The following is a 15,428-nucleotide window of genomic DNA, read 5'->3' on the forward strand; positions in this document are numbered from 1 at the left end:
TTCAAGCGTATCTTCCGCCTCGGTGTCATGATGGCACTTTGACACTGTCCGCAGATCACCAATTCGAATCATTGCTCGAAGGCGTATTGCCGCTTTCCGAAGCATGCTTTTTGCCGACATGCAATGCAACCCGAGTGCTTGCCGCCAAATTGGCCTCCTTCGGTGTTGTTGCAGCCACCTGGCCGCGCAGTTCCATGCTGCCGGGAGTAAACGGAGCTGGAATCTGAACACCGTCTTCGACGATGTGGCCGTAGGATAAATTGACGCTCACGCGATCGATGCGGACTCTGCAACAAGGCGTTTCCGTCGGCCCCAACGATTGTCCTGACTGTGGGTCGGTAATTGGCTTACCCAGCGTGACGGCCTGATAGGTCGCGCCTTCCTGCAATGCATCACCGCCCTGATTGATGACGACATTCTTTCCCTGCGCCTGAACGACCGACAACGGGTAAGTGCTCTGGAGAATGGACGCGACAATGCTGTGATCCATCGAATCCATCATGCCTGAAGCGAGCTTCCTGCCTTCGACCGACACGCCTAGCGTCGTTGGCGCGGTAGACGGAAACTCGTACTTGAAGGACTGCGACATCACCATTTGCCCGGTGATCGCGTTGACGACGCGAAACGCAACCTCACCTCCACCCGAATAACTGACCAGCGTGCGGTCCGCCATTTCGAGCTTGTGCTGGTGGCGCGCGTACTCGAAGCGATTGATGGTCGGAATAACGATCAGGTCCGCCGTCAATTGCTGGCCAAGCCGGGCCGTATCGGCCGGCGTGGTATTGCCCGCTTGAATCCGCCTGATTTCCTCGCTGATCGCGGCATCCGCATTGCGATCCAGCACCGTGAAGCGGTGCGTTTGCGTCAAGGCTTCAGAAATCTTCGACTGCACTTCAGCCGCGATGGCGTCGGACGAAATGGAACTGTCGCCCACCTGGTACGATGGCTCCTGGACTTGAGGCTGCGCGACAACCACTATCGTCAGCTTGGCGCCGTCGGACTGCCGATATGTAGCGACATCAGCGCCGATGCGGACTTCCCATTTGGTGACGTAATCGACGTGCTTTTTGTTGTAGTCGACCTGTTGCGCTCCCTGGTGCTGGTCCCACGAGCCCTTCAGTTTCTCGGACTCGCTTGCCGATGCATGGCCGGACGCACTTGCATCTACGCTGGTGGAGTCGTCGTTGCCTGAAAGGCCGACACGCCGGGACATCGATGCATTCGATGAAGCGGATGCATCCACATTGCCTTTGTTCCAGCTTTCGCCCTGCGATGCCTTCAGGTTTTCCTCGTCCGTGCTGGTCGGCGCACTAATCTGCCGTTGCGAGAGAATCTGGAAATGCGACACTGCGCCGGAAGTGGCGGATGCCACCAGTTCTGCATAGGCAGGGGAGGAGACTTCTGTCCCTTTTCCGGAAGAACCGGTATTGACTTGCACCGAAGCAGAATCGATGCGCTTGCCGTTTGTTTGCTCAATGGCGAGGCGAATTGCGTTGTTGACTGCCGCTTCCTGAGTCGGACCGGTGGCCGTGACTTCGACGTGCTGCGTTGTCACGCCCCCGAAATCCGGCTTTGCTCTGAGCGGCGCGGACGCCGGGGCAGCCGCTGCCTGCTGCACGGTCGAAGCGGCAGGCGCGGATACCGCTTCGTTGTCGGTCGTTTTTTTCTGGCAGGCCGCCAGCAAAATGGCGGCCACGATAACGCCGCAGGTGACTTTGATCGAAGGAGATGTCATGGGTACGCTTGAGTAAGTATCCCCCGGCCCGGAGCCGGGGGCATCTCGTTTAATCGAGGCCGCCGAGGGCGGAAGTCACGTCGGCGGGGGCGTTCACGCCATTGTTCTCGCCAATGGTCACCGTCTTGCGGAAGACATCAAAAAGGTTCTTCGAATATGACGGCGTCGACTTGGCGATAAACATCCCGGCCGCCAGCTTCGACGTACCCACGGACAACAGGCTGCCGATATTCGTGCCCGTGTTCTTGAGACCCGAGGTGAAGGTGGCTGCCTTGCTCACGACGTCATGCGTTCCGATGATTCCCTTCGCAAAGTGGGGAAGGCTCTGAATATAGTATTGCTTCTCTTCGTCCGAAAGCGACGACTGCTTGCTCTGCTGTTCCGTGATCACATCCATCGCCTTGTTCGACACATCGACGGTCTTTTTCAACGTGTCCGAATCGACGCTGGTGCTTTGCAGGCTCTTTGCCTGGTCTTCGCAAAGCTTGGCCTCGTCCTTCAGGCCGTAAGCCTGTTCAAGCAGCGACTGGGCCGTCAGTACCTCGATCTCGGATGCCACGAACGACTTCACGAGCGCATCCTGCGTCGCCATGTTGTCGGTTGCGCCATTGGATGACGAACCGCTGGACGACGAACCGCCAAGAGCGGAAGAAAGATTGAAGGCACTTGCCGAGGTCGTTGCGAAGAGCGCTGCCACAACGCTGTATACGATGAGAGTCTTGACCGGTTTCATGAATGTTTCCTTTGTTTGTCTATGATTGAAACGGATGGTTAGTGAATGCCTTTGTTGCTCAATTGATCGATCATCTGACGCGCAGTCTGATTCGCAGCCTCCTTGAGCGCGTTGACCTGTGCAACTGACGGGTCGGGCCCGAGCCCCGCATATTGAACCGGGCCAATGGAAGTCAGCGTGCGTGCAAAACGGCCCTGGACGTTCAGCACCTTGCCCGTGACGACCACAAACACCCGCATATTGCCGCTAACCGGATCGCGGTCGGGCATGCCCACATCCAGCGTGCCAAGCGCCAGGTAATTGACGCCGGCGCGCTGAGCACCTTGTGTGGTGTCGTACATCACATTCGACGGAAGATCATTTCCGTGGCTATAGGCGGTTCTGATCTTCGCGATGTTCACGAGGCCCCCGCTCGCGCCTTCAACCTGATTGGCCTCGATCACGTCGTAACCAGCGTCCGAAAAGACGCCCGTCATGGCGGTATCGACTTCGCTCGCGTTACTAACGCTCCAGTTCACCTTGTCGGCCTGACGCAGAACGCTTCCACCCGTCGTCATGACGACGCTCGCGTGAACGCTCTTGCTGTCGGACGTGCCGATGTTGCTGGCGTGAATGGACTCGCCCTCGCTGGTGCGTTGGGAGAAGTTGCTGTCCACATCGGCCCGCTTCGTCACACGGTCGTCGAAGCTTTGCACGGTGCTCTGGCTTCTGGCGAGGAACAGGAACGTCATGCTGCCGTGCCCGTTCGCAGACACCTCCGTCGCCGATGCCGAACCCGTTCCGAGGTCGTTCATGAGCTTGTTGCTGTTGACGTCGGCGCGTATCACGACGCTGTACGTTTTAGCGTCCTTGTCCTGCTGCTCGTTTAGCGTGGTGCTTCCCAAAATATAGTCTTCGATGTGCGCAACGATGCTGTCTTTCTTCGCATCGAAAATGCGTGACTTTGCTGCGTCCGCATCGGCGATGTAGCGCTCTAGAGCATTCACTTCGGCCTTCTTGACGGCTTCCTGCCGGTCGGACGCGCTTAGCGACCACCCCGTATAGGTGACGCTCGCCATACCCTTTTCCGAAATGGTTTGGGCAAATGCGGAGAACGCGCTGAAGCACAATCCAATCGCAAGCGCGCTGCTGACCCACGGTTTCATCGACATGACTTGACTAGTTCCTCTAGAGATGAAAATTGGTCGTGAGCCTGCCTGTTGTCCGACAGTCCTGACTTCAGCCAGGCACTTCCGGAGTCGGACATGGCCTTGGTGAAGTTGTCAAAAAGGCTAAGTAACGTGTCTCTCGAAGCAGCCCAGTCGTCCACGGATGCTTGCGTCACAGGAATCGTTCTGGACGCTCCCTGCTTGATCCGCTGCGAGAAATAGATTTTTTGCGAGAGCGGCTCGAGCACATCGACATCGACGAAAGCGCCGTATAAAAGCAGCGCATCGACGTTGGAGCGCGACTGCTCGAATTTCTTGAAGCCGGCCACATTAAGATGAATCTCATAGTCGGCGTCCGGGACCTTCAGATTGAAGGATTCGCCCTCGACGAACCGGGCGGCCATTGACGAGCCAATTGCCTGATTGCTGCTATAAGGGAGAATCGAAAGCTGCTGATTGGCGCCGAGATACTTGCCGAATTCCCGTGCGACCTCTTGGGTAAAAGCCGCCTGATCCAGCTTTGGAGAGACTTGGTGAATGTATTCGACTGCCTTAGGTCCAAGTGTCGATAACGTTACGCGCAGATGCTTGTTTGCTGCATCGGGTGCACGCGAGCGTGTAAGGACGTTGACGAACTCGTCGGCGATGTCATGCCTCCCGGCCGCGCCGACGACCATGTCATGAAACGCTTTTTGTATGTCGCCATCACTGGGCGGGGTGGCACTGACGTCGATGTAATCGATGGTGAACGGGAAGCCGCCTAACACCTGCTTTTCCTTGAAATTGAAGAACAGTGCTTCGGCAGAGATCTCCGTACGGAGTTTGTAGACATTGCCGACGCGCTCGATCGAGGATGTCTCGCCGTCGAGAGCCAAAGCCATAGCAGTGGCTTTGGATGCGTCCTTGATCGAACCGAGGGCGTCGAAGACTATCGACTCGGGTAGTGCTTGGCTTTGAACAAGGCTTTTGATTCGTTTGTTCAGGGTTGCCGCGCCATCACCAGCGAGTTCCACTGAAAGATGCGGATAGACCTCCGCGATATTCGATGCGATACTTGTATAAGCAACGCCCGCGAAATATATATTGTTATCTGGAGCCGCGATTGCGATGTGCGATGCCAAAACCAGCGCACCGACTCCGGCGCGGTAGAGCAACTGGCGAAGAGCTGCGCCAGTCATGAGCCGTGCGCTCAATACGAATCTGTTGTGGATACGGTTTCGAAGGGAGTGAGTAGTGTGTGACCGGTCTTCAATAGAAACTGCAATGTTCAGAGTCGTCATGCTGTGACGTGTCGATCAGATGTCGGTTGGCCCGACATTGCCTTGTCGGACGGGTTGGGAACGGCACGCGGGCCGGACTGCTATAAAAAATATGACAAGTCGGGCGAAGCAAAACCCAATTGATCCAAGCTAGGTAACGGTGACTTTCGATGGAACTTTAGGGGCGGAGCAGGAAAAAGACAGAGTTCGTCGTGAATTTTGATGCGATAGGCGTTCGTACAAAACGGGCCAATCGACTGCGAGTAGAGGTATCGTTTTATCGTTGCGCGACCAATACGCGAAGAATCGCGCCCAGCCGATGAGGAAGATCGCATTGCCGGGGCTGAGCAAGCAAGGTTGCCTCGCTACCAAGGGCGCGCACATTGGCAGAAATTCCGCGGCGAGAACTTCCAGTACTGTCGGACTAATGTCCTGTAAGTTTTCGCTGTTTGTGCCAGCTGACAGGTAGCCTTCTATTGCCTCCCCCATACGAGTCGTAGCCAGTTCGACGTAAGCGACGCGAACTTCGTTAAGTATGGGCGCAGTAACGGTTGGTGAGTCCGCTCCCGTGGCTATGCGCTTTAGTACCGAAAGCTTCGCGCTATGAGGCAGTGCTCGAAAATTGGTCTCCCCGCCTTGCAGCGCGTCTTGGAACGTTGGATAGCACGCCAGCCACGAGGGTGAAACGCAGCCGACCGGTCGAGATTCTTTGACTATTCCATCAACCGTGACGGCGCGTTTCTGTTGCTGCAGTTCTCTCAGGTTCAGCGTTATAAAAACTATAACTATATAATTTCGCGTTGGCAAGTGCTGTCGCGCGAGGTGACGGCTACAGATAGGTTAGCGGCCACACTCGGATGAACTTTAGGGGGCCGCGCAAGTTTTTTCGGTCCGAGCTGCGGCCGTGAAGCGGGGCGCAGACGCGAGGCGGTGCTATGTGCAACTCCATCTAACTGTGCGTACTGTCGCGAGTGGTCGCTCGGTCAAGGTGGCGGTCAGGCAATGCTCGGCCGATGTAGTTGCAACATCGCAGTGCGTTCACTCGGCTATGCGTAGGCGTTGGCCGGAACGATGGTCTTGACGTTGGGCGACTGGGTTCGTGATTTGATTGGTTCTCGTACCTGGACCCGGGTACAGCAGCCCATGATCGCCGCTTTGCCGACATGTGCGGTGACACAATTCGTTCGCACGCGGTAACTGCTTAAAATTTCAAGACATTCTCTCGCTCGACAGAGTAAGCGCCGCGATTGACACGTTTCTTGGCGAAACTGTGACACATTTCGTGCGGTCTACGGCAAACGAAGAAACGCCGCCGGCGAGTTGACTGTAAGTGATACGTTTCGGGTTCATCCGGCGAAAGCCATCAAATCCGCTATGAGACGAGGCACGGTTCGCTTCTCAACGACCCCGGCCGTGACGGCTGCGGAGATCGCACTCCGTTCCGCCGGCAGCCCGGCCGCCGCGGAACTCAGGTGAATGGTTGGTTTGGGTCAGAGCAAAACTATCTGCTGCAGTAGCTCCAGCGCTTTCATTTCGTCCAGCCGTCCGGTACGTGCCTTACCGGCGAGCGTCTTGATCAGCGCCTCTGCGATCGGTTTAATACCGATCAGATCGTCGAGGCTGGTCACGGGAGCAGAACGGCGCGGCTTCCGTGATGACCTCGGTGAAGGAAGTCGCAGGCTGCTGGAGAGAAGCGGGCGGCGCGACGTCATTGGTGCTCATCGGTAATTGCGAGCGTTTGCTGATGGTCGCCAAGTACGCTGACCATATGCCGTTATACCGGCAGGCAGGAATCTATCGCCGTGCCGGCATTGAACTCGATCGTGCCACGCTGGCCTCGTGGGTTCGCGAGTGCGCCGCACTGCTGCAGCCGCTGGCGGATGCCGTTGGCCGGTATGTGCGTGAGGCGGAGAAAATCCATACGGATGACACGCCCGTCTCGGTGCTGGAACCCGGAGGCGGCAAGACACGTACGGCACGCTTGTGGACGTATGTGCGCGATGACCAGCCGGCGGGCAGCCGGGCACCCCCGGCAGTCTGGTACCAGTACTCGCCCGACCGTAAGGGAGAGCGACCTCGTACGCATCTGCAGGGCTGGTCGGGCATCCTGCAGGCAGATGCCTTTAGTGGCTATGATGCGCTGTACCGCGATGGCACGATCATCGAGGCAGCATGCTGGGCGCATGTGCGGCGCAAGTTCTACGACCTGTACGAACTGGAGCGTTCGCCGGTGTCACAGGAGGCACTCAGCCGTATCGCGGCCCTGTATGCCATCGAGCGCGAGGTGCGCGGCCGCAAGCCGGAGGTCCGGCAGTCCGTGCGCATGGCGCGGGCATTGCCGCTCGCAGACACACTGAAGGACTGGCTGGAACATACGCTCGCGCAGGTCTCGGCGAAGTCGGGCCTTGGCAAGGCGATCCGGTATGCGCTGGGAAACTGGCCTGCTCTGGTGCGCTACTGTGAAGACGGGCGCATCGAGATAGATAACAACACCGCGGAGCGATCGATCAGGCCGCTGGTTCTCGGCAGGCGCAACTATCTGTTCGCGGGTTCTGATGGCGGTGGACAGAGTGCGGCGGTCATCTACAGTTTGATCGGAACGGCACGCCTGAATGGCATCGAACCGTATGCATATCTGCGCACGGTGTTCGAGCGCATTGCCGAGCATCCCATCAACCGGATCGACGCGTTGCTGCCGTGGCATTTGATGCCGGTGGAGCAGCCATTCCAGCAGGCCGCATGACGATGGCATCGACTCGCAAACCCGCGTTACGCGCGGTCAATTCACAGGTGCCGGTCTACCAGTTGCACATCGAGCTGAAGTATCTGAAGCCAGCGGTCTGGAGACGGGTACTGGCCCCCGCCTCAATCAAGCTGCCGAAGCTGCACGTCGTGCTGCTGTGGGCGATGGGCTGGGATGGCGGCCACCTGCACGAATTCGTGTTCGGCGACACCAACTACGGGGTGCCCGATCCGGACTTCCCGAGTGACCCGCCGATGCTCAACGAGGCGCGGGTGAACCTGGGCCGCGCGCTCGGTGCGCTGAAGTCATTCACCTACATCTACGATTACGGTGACAACTGGCAGCATCCGTGTGAAGGTCGAGAAGGTCCTGCCGCCTGATCCCGAGTTGCGCTCGCCCATCTGCCTGGGCGGCCGCAATGCCTGTCCGCCGGAAGACGTTGGCGGCGTACCCGGCTACATCGAGTTCCTCGACACGATCATCGATCCCGCTCATGAGGAACACCAACGGTTGCTCGACTGGTGTGGCGGTAGCTTCGATCCTGCTGCCTTTGACCTCCAGGACGTCAACGAACGCCTCGTCGAGATCAAATTCTGATCGTCAAGACGGCCGCCAAATGTCGCTTACGAATTACAGCGTCTGCTTGCGCGTTAGATTGAAGGTCTGCGCCGCTTCAACGCTTCAACTTGTCCACGCTGAATTGATTTAAAGCCGGCGCCGAGAATTTGCGACTGGTAAGCGGCCGTATTCAGCGACAGCCCGGTCAGGCTGCACGCGAGACTGGACGCCAATCGGCGCCGTCACCCTCAATCCGGAGCGCGAGTCAGTCGTCACGATGGCCTCGCACGTCACACCTAGACAGCCTTTGGCTGCATGACTGAGGCGATAAGTAGCTTGACACGCGCCGAGGTGCAGGAACAAAACCGGATGCCATTTGCGCTGGCGGCGATCACTTCGTCACACAGCACCCAGGTCGGCGGCTTGCTGGTTCAACGAGCGTTGGCCAGCACCCGCACGGGCACGCCCGGCGGCCAGTTGATCGCATAGACGTCCGTGTGGACAGTATCGATGGCCTGCGCCTCCATAATGCGTTGCTTGTCGTAGTTGTGGGCAAACGATTCATGAGTCGGCAGGAACACGGTGCCGCAGTGAATGCCCGACGCGCCGAGTGCATGAGCGGCAAGGAGTCCACCGGCCGATCGGTCGCCGCACGCGTCATCCTGTCAGGCATCGAAGTGACGCATATGATCAGAATGGACAGGTGAAAGACGCTGGCATCCAGCGGATTGCCGCCGACCACTTCTATTCGCTGGTGATATAAGGAATCCTGATCATGTCGGGATTTAGCTCGTCCTGCCATTCTTGTCGCGACACTACCCCTTTGGTCAGCAGCGATGCGAGAAAAGGCGAGTCGCGCAACTTCTTCGCCTGTCCCGCTCCAAACTCATTTTCAGTTCGCGTTCCATGTGAAGTCGTCTCAATGAATCACCGCATCTATCGGCGGTTCGATATTCACGCCTGGCGCATCGTTTTCCCCGTCATCGTATTATTTAGCATAACTGATGTATGTCTTACGGCGATCTCTGCCACTCCCGTTAGAGCGCCCGATTTTGTTATCTTCTTTCTTGTGCAGCGAGACAATACATAACGCGCACATGCTTGCTCTGTGCGTTAGCCCACATGTGAACGCGTCGCCGCGAAGAGGGCGGTGCAGGCGTTGCGACACATCTTGCGGCAAACGTTCCAGAAGTGTTTTTCTGCACGCGTGCATCGAGATGTACTGGCTTATTCCCGTTCAGGATCGATTTCATCCGGTTTTTTCCACCCGTCAAAAGGGCGTCGACGCGATGCGGTGTTTTCGCCTTACGCACCATCATCGATGCATGGCTGGCGCGCTGTATCACCTTTGAAACACTCCGGACCTCCATTTCAATTGCACAAGCAGGCCATTGCTGCGCATGGGTCTGCGTCGAGCGAGCCCTTCGTGCCAACTGGCTATTCGCGTCCCTGACGATGATTTCACGTTTTTCGAACCGTTCACCGATGAAACGAATATAGCGGCGGGTCGTTGCGCCGCAAAAGTCTTTCAGCAGCCGAATCGTTGCCGGAGCAGGATCGGGTGCCGCCTGGTACGAACTTCGCTATATGCCTCGCCGCGCAAGTGGACCTGGTCGTTGCGAAGCAGTGACCGGATGCTGAATAAGACCCTGAACTTCCACGCCGCACGCCAGACCTCCGAGGCTCTCTGAATGTTCTCCATGCGTCATTTGCATGACGCATGGCCTCGATTTGTCTGAACGTCGGTATCGACAAACGAGGAACCATGAAAACGAAAAGCTCTAGCCGACGCAAGCACGCGGCAGTCAAGGCGACAGCCCTGCTGCTGATGCTGTTGATGCGTGACTATTGCGCGGCGCAGCCGGGCGCTGCGTCGGAGGCACCGGGGAACGTCGCAGAAGGGACCATCGCGAAAACCACGGTTGCACAAGGGAAGGTCGTGTCCGAACGCGATCAGCTTCGCAAACGCGTTTTTGAAGAAGCCAGCGCGGGCGCTCCGCAACTTGCGTTGCAGGAGGCGCGTGCCAGTGCGGATGCATTCTCCGAACATGATCTGCTGCAGATCGAAGCGCTCGTCGTTGAAACGGAAGTGCGTTGGGGACGTCAGCAATCGCTCGCCACGGACGAGCCCGATCGGCTTGCGCAAACCCGGGCCGCGCTTCACCACATCGACGACATGCTCGGTCGCATGCCGGCCGGCGAAGACTACGGGGATCTGCGCCGTGCGGTGCTCGCCGAACGTGTCGCGGTACTGCAAGGCGTCGGGCGCATGAAGGAAGCGACGGCGCTGTACGAAGATCTCGCGCGCTCGCCGCAACCGATGCCTGCGCATACCTACGCCGCTGCGGGTGACGCCTACACCTATCTCGACGAGCCGCGCAAGGCCGCGCCGGCTTATGAGCGTGCGTTGCAGACGCCTGTCGATCCACTCACGCCGTCGCTCGAACCGCACGCGCTCAAGCGCATCGACGTGCAGGAAGGTCTCTTCTTTGCCTACCTCGACTCGGGCCGTTTCGAGAATGCGCAGCAACTACTGAAGTCGATCACGGCGAGCACGCCGATTCGCGCGGATCTCGCCGAGCATCCGGAAGACGTCAGCGAAGACTATGGCCGTGTGAAGAAGCTGCAGGCGCAGTACCTGCTCTACACGGACCGCACGCGCGAAGGCGTTGCGGCGCTCGACAAACTGCGTCACGAAGCGCCGTTCGATCCCGCGTTGATCAGCGCACGAGCGGATGCAACGCTTGTGCAGCAGCGCCCGCATCAGGCGGAGCAGGTCTACGCGGGCACGCTCGTCGATCACCCCGGCGACGTGGAAACGCTTGCGGGCCTGGGCAGGACCGCGTTGCAACTGAATCAGTACGACCGCGCCGCGGACGTCAACGCGACGTTCGGCGACCGCTTCCCGGACAACAACACGGTGAAGACGTTTCAACGCGACTTCGAGGCATACAAGAGCCCGCAACTGATCGTCGCGGCGAACGGACAGAAGGGCAACTCGGTCATCGCGGACAACGACTGGGGCGTCGATACGCAACTCTATTCGATGCCGATCGCGAACTACTGGCGCGTCTTCGCGCATCAGTTCAGCGGACGCGCAAACACCGGCGACGGCAACAGCGTGAGCCGCATTCGCAACGGCATCGGCGGCGACTTCCGGTTTCATGGCATCGATGCAGCCGCCGAAGTGGACCGCTCGACAGGACCGCAGGCGAAAACGGGCGGCGCCGGCAGTCTGCGCTTCGCGCCCGACGATCACTGGAAATTCTCGGCGGGCGTCGACAGCAACGTCAACACGCTGCCGTGGAAGGCCTATCAGGCGGGCGTAACGGGCCGCGCGGCGACGGGCGAGATCCGCTACGACGTGGACGATTACCGCTACTTCGAACTCGCTTACGGTGCCGCGCGCTACAGCGACTCGAACCTCAATCAGTCGTGGGTGGCGACGTGGTACGAGCGCCTGATCAACACGCCCAGCCACCTCGTCGCGACCTGGGTCGAGCTGAATACGAGCAGCAACACGCTCACGAACGCCGCGTACTTCAGTCCGCATCGTGACCTGACCGCGCAGCTCACTGCGATGTACCAGTGGACCTCGTGGCGCAACGCGGACCAGTCGCTCGCGAACCGCGCCTATGCAACGGTCGGTGGCTACCGGCAGACCGACATCAGCACCAGCATGCTGTGGGAGGTTCGCCTCGAACAGCAGTGGCAGTTCAGCGCGCACGCATCGCTCGCCTACGGCATCGGTGTAGCGAGCCAGCGCATGGACCGCGTTCGCGAGACCAGCAAGCTCATCTACCTGAACCTGAACATTCCTCTGTAGGCCATCATGGACAAGCTCACCCGCAGACGTTTTCTGACTTTCGCCGCCGGCCTCGCCGCGGTTCCCGCCGCGCAGGCACGTCTTGCGCTCGACCGTTTGCCGCCGCCGGACGCCGACGACGGCCTCACGTTCCGCGTGCTCGCCATCCACGACGTGCGCGACGACCTTCACGCGGACGTGTCGACGGTCGCCGACACCTGCGCGATCAGTACCGCGACGCTCAGCACGATCTTCGCGTGGCTGAAGGCGAAAGACTTTCACCCGGTCAGCGTCGATCAGATCGTCGCGTCACGCAACGGCGGGCCGCGCCTGCCGCCGCGCGCCGTGCTGCTCACCTTCGACGATGCCTATAAAAGCCAGTACACCCGCGCGTTCCCGCTGTTGCAGCAATACGGCTATCCGGCGCTGCTCGGCGTCGTGACGCGCTGGACCGATACGCCGGCCGGTCAGGCGGTGCGGATCAGCCACAAGTCCGTGATGCCGCCCGACTACTTCATGAGCTGGGACGATCTGCGCGAAATGGCGCAATCCGGTCTCGTCGAAATCGCGTCGCACACGCACGACATGCACCACGGCGCGCTTGCGAATCCGCAAGGCAACGAGCTGCCCGCCGCCAGCGCGCATCTGTATCTCACCGATCTGAAACGCTACGAAACCGACGACGAATATCACGCACGCGTGCAGGGCGACCTGCAGCGCAGCGTCGATCTGATCCAGCAGAACACGGGCGTCACCGTGCGCTCCGCGGTATGGCCGTATGGCATGTACAACGCTGCGCTGATCAAGGCATCGCAGGCGCTCGGCATGGCCGTGCACTTCACCCTCGACGACGGGCCGAACACGCCCGACGTGCCGCTTACGCAGATCCGGCGCCTGCTCGTGTCGTACGACTGGGACGTCGGCACGCTGATCGCGCAGATGCGTTCGTCACAAGCGTATCGCGGCGAGCACAACCCGGTGGAGCGCGTCGTCAACGTATCGCTCGACGAGATGTACGACCCGGACCCGCAGAAGAGTGAAGAGAAGCTCGGCCGGCTGCTCGACCGCATCAAGGATCTCGAACCGAAATCGGTGTATCTGCAGGCGTATTCGGACCCGGACAACACGGGTGCTGCGCGCGCAATGTACTTCCCGAACCGTCACCTGCCGATGCGCGCCGATCTGTTCAACCGCACTGCGTGGCAACTGATCACGCGCGCCGGCGTGCAGGTCTACGCCCGCATGCCGCTGCTGGCGTTCGAATTGCCGCCGCTGCATCCGGCTTCGGGCCGTCTGGTCGAAGTGGCGGCCGGCAGCCCGGAGGCCGCGCGCGACGCGCGCATGCCGCGCCTAAGCCCATTCGATCCCGTCGCGCGCGCCGTGATCCAGGACCTCTACGACGACCTCACGCGCTATGCGAGCTTCAACGGCGTGGTGTTCGGCCCGGATGCGACGCTCAACGCCTACGAAGACACGGGCGCTGCGGCGCTCGCCGTCTACCGGTCGTGGGGCCTGCCGGCCGACATCGCGCAGATCCACGCATCGGACGAACTGATGCAGCGCTGGGTCGCCGCCAAGACCGCGTATCTGAACGCGTTCACGAACCAGCTCGCCGAGCGGGTGCGCGCCTATCAGGGCGGCGGCAACGTGCTGACCGCGCGCACCCTGCCCGCCGAAGCCGTACTCGATGCGAACGCGGAGCGCAACTTCTCGCAGAGCCTCGCGTCGTCGCTCGTGAATTACGACTTCATCGCACTGGTCGCGGCGCCCGGAGCCGCCGGTGAACGGCCGGACGATGCATGGCTCGACGGACTGACAAAGGCAGTGGGGAAGCAGCCGGGCGCACTGGCGAAGACAGTGTTCGAGTTGCCGGCCGTCAACCGTGAGTCGCAACGCCCTGTCGAAGCGGACGTGCTGCGCGCGCAGATGAAGCGGCTCAATGCGGCGGGCGTCGTGCACCTGGGCTACGGGCCCGACGACTTCATCGCGAACCGGCCGGACACGACCGTGTTGCGCGACGTGATGTCGGTGCAAGGCACGCTGCGATCCAACCAGGGAATGTTGGGCTGAGTGTCGGGTGAACCCGCCACGCACAGCCCATGCTAGGGGACAACAATGAAAAATGTGATGAGCGTCATATCGAACTTCGTCTTTTACTATCCGCTGCTGATGGCGTATCTGTGGATGGTGGGGGGACTGCTGCACTATCTGCTGATCGAACGGAAGCACGCGAGCCAGAAGACGGCCGGACCGCTGCCGTCTTATCCGAAAGTGTCGGTCGTGGTGCCCTGCTACAACGAGGCGGACAACGTGCGCGAGGTGATTGCGTGTCTGGATCAGCTGAACTATCCCAACTACACCATCATCGCAATCAACGACGGCAGTCGTGACGAAACGGGCGCGATCCTGAACGAGCTGGTCAACGTCTATCCGAAGCTGGTGGTCGTGCATCAGCATCAGAACGAGGGCAAGGCAATTGGCCTCACGACGGCAGCGATGCTGAGCGACGCCGAGTATCTGATGTGCATTGACGGCGACTCACTGCTCGACAAGGAAGCGATCGGCTGGATGCTGCGCCACTTTATTGATGACGCGTCGGTGGGCGCCGTGACGGGCAACCCGCGCATCCGCACGCGCTCGTCGCTGCTGGGACGCATGCAGGTGGGCGAATTCTCGTCAATCGTCGGCCTCATCAAACGCACACAGCATTTGTACGGGCGTTTGCTGACGGTATCGGGCGTGGTGTCGATGTTCCGCAAGCGCGCTTTGCAGGAAGTCGGCTACTGGAGTTCCGACATGCTGACAGAGGACATCGACATCAGCTGGAAGCTCCAGGTGCAGGGCTGGCACGTTCATTTCGAATCGCGCGCGCTGAGCTGGATCCTGATGCCCGAGACGCTCCGCGGCCTCTACAGGCAACGTCTGCGGTGGGCCAAGGGCGGTATCCAGGTGCTGTTCAAGTATGCGGGCGAGGTGCTGTCCCGTCGCAACATGATGATGTGGCCGATCTTTCTGGAATACGCAGTCAGCATCGTGTGGGCGTATTGCATGCTGTTCACACTTGTGATGATGGCGGTCACGGCGATATTTACGCTGCCCGAAACATGGCGCTTCGCCTTCGTCCCGCGTGGCACAGGTGTGCTGCTGTTCGCCACAGGCTGCGCGCAGATCCTGCTCGGCTGTCTGATCGACCGGCGCTACGACACCAACCTGTTGCGCTATTTCATCGACACCGTCTGGTATCCGGTCGCGTTCTGGGCCATCAGCATGATTGCGTCGGTCATCGCATTGCCCGGCGTCGTCAGCCAGCGGCGCCGCAAGCGCGCGCGCTGGGTCAGTCCCGATCGCGGCATCCGCGCGAGTGGCGCCGTCATGGTCGACTCATCCACAGGGTTGGCTGCGCAGCCGCAGCACGATGCCTCGCTCGAACTTACACAATCAAGTTAA

10 protein-coding genes and 2 pseudogenes are annotated in these 15,428 nt (G+C 59.9%); 6 read left to right on the forward strand and 6 right to left on the reverse strand.

Going from position 1 to position 15,428, the window contains the following annotated elements:
* Positions 1 to 55: 55 nt before the first annotated feature.
* The 5 genes from OKW45_RS21080 to OKW45_RS21100 all read right to left on the reverse strand — a co-directional run bounded on the left by OKW45_RS21080 (position 56) and on the right by OKW45_RS21100 (position 6,503).
* Positions 56 to 1,735, reverse strand: coding sequence for a CsgG/HfaB family protein (locus OKW45_RS21080; protein ID WP_429470847.1), 1,680 nt, complete (start codon positions 1,733 to 1,735; stop codon positions 56 to 58).
* A gap of 49 nt (positions 1,736 to 1,784) precedes the next feature.
* The gene (locus tag OKW45_RS21085) at positions 1,785 to 2,468 is read right to left on the reverse strand and encodes a hypothetical protein (protein WP_429470849.1); all 684 of its coding nucleotides are present in this window, start codon (positions 2,466 to 2,468) and stop codon (positions 1,785 to 1,787) included.
* A 38-nt stretch (positions 2,469 to 2,506) separates the two neighbouring features.
* Positions 2,507 to 3,526, reverse strand: coding sequence for a hypothetical protein (locus OKW45_RS21090; RefSeq protein WP_429470851.1), 1,020 nt, complete (start codon positions 3,524 to 3,526; stop codon positions 2,507 to 2,509).
* Positions 3,527 to 3,609: 83 nt separating this feature from the next.
* Entirely contained in the window at positions 3,610 to 4,794 is a 1,185-nt protein-coding gene (locus OKW45_RS21095) for a hypothetical protein (protein WP_429470853.1), read from the reverse strand.
* Positions 4,795 to 6,365: 1,571 nt separating this feature from the next.
* Entirely contained in the window at positions 6,366 to 6,503 is a 138-nt protein-coding gene (locus tag OKW45_RS21100; protein ID WP_429473409.1) for a hypothetical protein, read from the reverse strand.
* A gap of 113 nt (positions 6,504 to 6,616) precedes the next feature.
* Between OKW45_RS21100 and tnpC the strand changes: the two are divergent.
* The 3 genes and pseudogenes from tnpC to OKW45_RS21115 all read left to right on the forward strand — a co-directional run.
* A pseudogene (tnpC, locus tag OKW45_RS21105) lies at positions 6,617 to 7,618 on the forward strand (IS66 family transposase); the annotation flags it as partial.
* Entirely contained in the window at positions 7,615 to 7,998 is a 384-nt protein-coding gene (locus tag OKW45_RS21110; RefSeq protein ID WP_429470855.1) for a plasmid pRiA4b ORF-3 family protein, read from the forward strand. The pseudogene tnpC and the gene OKW45_RS21110, both read left to right, overlap by 4 nt.
* The gene (locus OKW45_RS21115; protein WP_429470857.1) at positions 7,970 to 8,215 is read left to right on the forward strand and encodes a plasmid pRiA4b ORF-3 family protein; all 246 of its coding nucleotides are present in this window, start codon (positions 7,970 to 7,972) and stop codon (positions 8,213 to 8,215) included. Before OKW45_RS21110 ends, OKW45_RS21115 begins: the two co-directional genes overlap by 29 nt.
* Positions 8,216 to 8,607: 392 nt before the next feature.
* Here the strand turns inward: OKW45_RS21115 and OKW45_RS21120 are convergent.
* A pseudogene (locus OKW45_RS21120) lies at positions 8,608 to 8,802 on the reverse strand (nitronate monooxygenase); the annotation flags it as partial.
* A gap of 1,139 nt (positions 8,803 to 9,941) precedes the next feature.
* Between OKW45_RS21120 and pgaA the strand changes: the two are divergent.
* From pgaA to pgaC, 3 genes are read left to right on the forward strand one after another with little or no spacing between them, the layout of a single operon-like run.
* Positions 9,942 to 12,002 carry a poly-beta-1,6 N-acetyl-D-glucosamine export porin PgaA gene (pgaA, locus tag OKW45_RS21125; protein WP_429470859.1) on the forward strand — a complete coding sequence of 687 codons (2,061 nt, stop codon included), beginning with the start codon at positions 9,942 to 9,944 and terminating at the stop codon, positions 12,000 to 12,002.
* A gap of 6 nt (positions 12,003 to 12,008) precedes the next feature.
* Entirely contained in the window at positions 12,009 to 14,051 is a 2,043-nt protein-coding gene (gene pgaB, locus OKW45_RS21130; RefSeq protein ID WP_429470861.1) for a poly-beta-1,6-N-acetyl-D-glucosamine N-deacetylase PgaB, read from the forward strand.
* Positions 14,052 to 14,108: 57 nt separating this feature from the next.
* Positions 14,109 to 15,428 carry a poly-beta-1,6-N-acetyl-D-glucosamine synthase gene (pgaC, locus tag OKW45_RS21135; RefSeq protein ID WP_429470863.1) on the forward strand — a complete coding sequence of 440 codons (1,320 nt, stop codon included), beginning with the start codon at positions 14,109 to 14,111 and terminating at the stop codon, positions 15,426 to 15,428.

Origin of the sequence: Paraburkholderia lebeckiae (genome assembly GCF_050436225.1) — a bacterium.
GTDB lineage: Bacteria > Pseudomonadota > Gammaproteobacteria > Burkholderiales > Burkholderiaceae > Paraburkholderia > Paraburkholderia tuberum.

Bases quoted from the DNA above. Each gene is read 5' to 3' on its own strand.
- OKW45_RS21080 (WP_429470847.1), bottom strand. From the start codon at position 1,735: ATGACATCTCCTTCGATCAAAGTCACCTGCGGCGTTATCGTGGCCGCC.
- OKW45_RS21085 (WP_429470849.1), bottom strand. From the start codon at position 2,468: ATGAAACCGGTCAAGACTCTCATCGTATACAGCGTTGTGGCAGCGCTC.
- OKW45_RS21090 (WP_429470851.1), bottom strand. From the start codon at position 3,526: ATGGCGAGCGTCACCTATACGGGGTGGTCGCTAAGCGCGTCCGACCGG.
- OKW45_RS21095 (WP_429470853.1), bottom strand. From the start codon at position 4,794: ATGACTGGCGCAGCTCTTCGCCAGTTGCTCTACCGCGCCGGAGTCGGT.
- OKW45_RS21110 (WP_429470855.1), top strand. From the start codon at position 7,615: ATGACGATGGCATCGACTCGCAAACCCGCGTTACGCGCGGTCAATTCA.
- pgaA (WP_429470859.1), top strand. From the start codon at position 9,942: ATGAAAACGAAAAGCTCTAGCCGACGCAAGCACGCGGCAGTCAAGGCG.
- pgaB (WP_429470861.1), top strand. From the start codon at position 12,009: ATGGACAAGCTCACCCGCAGACGTTTTCTGACTTTCGCCGCCGGCCTC.
- pgaC (WP_429470863.1), top strand. From the start codon at position 14,109: ATGAGCGTCATATCGAACTTCGTCTTTTACTATCCGCTGCTGATGGCG.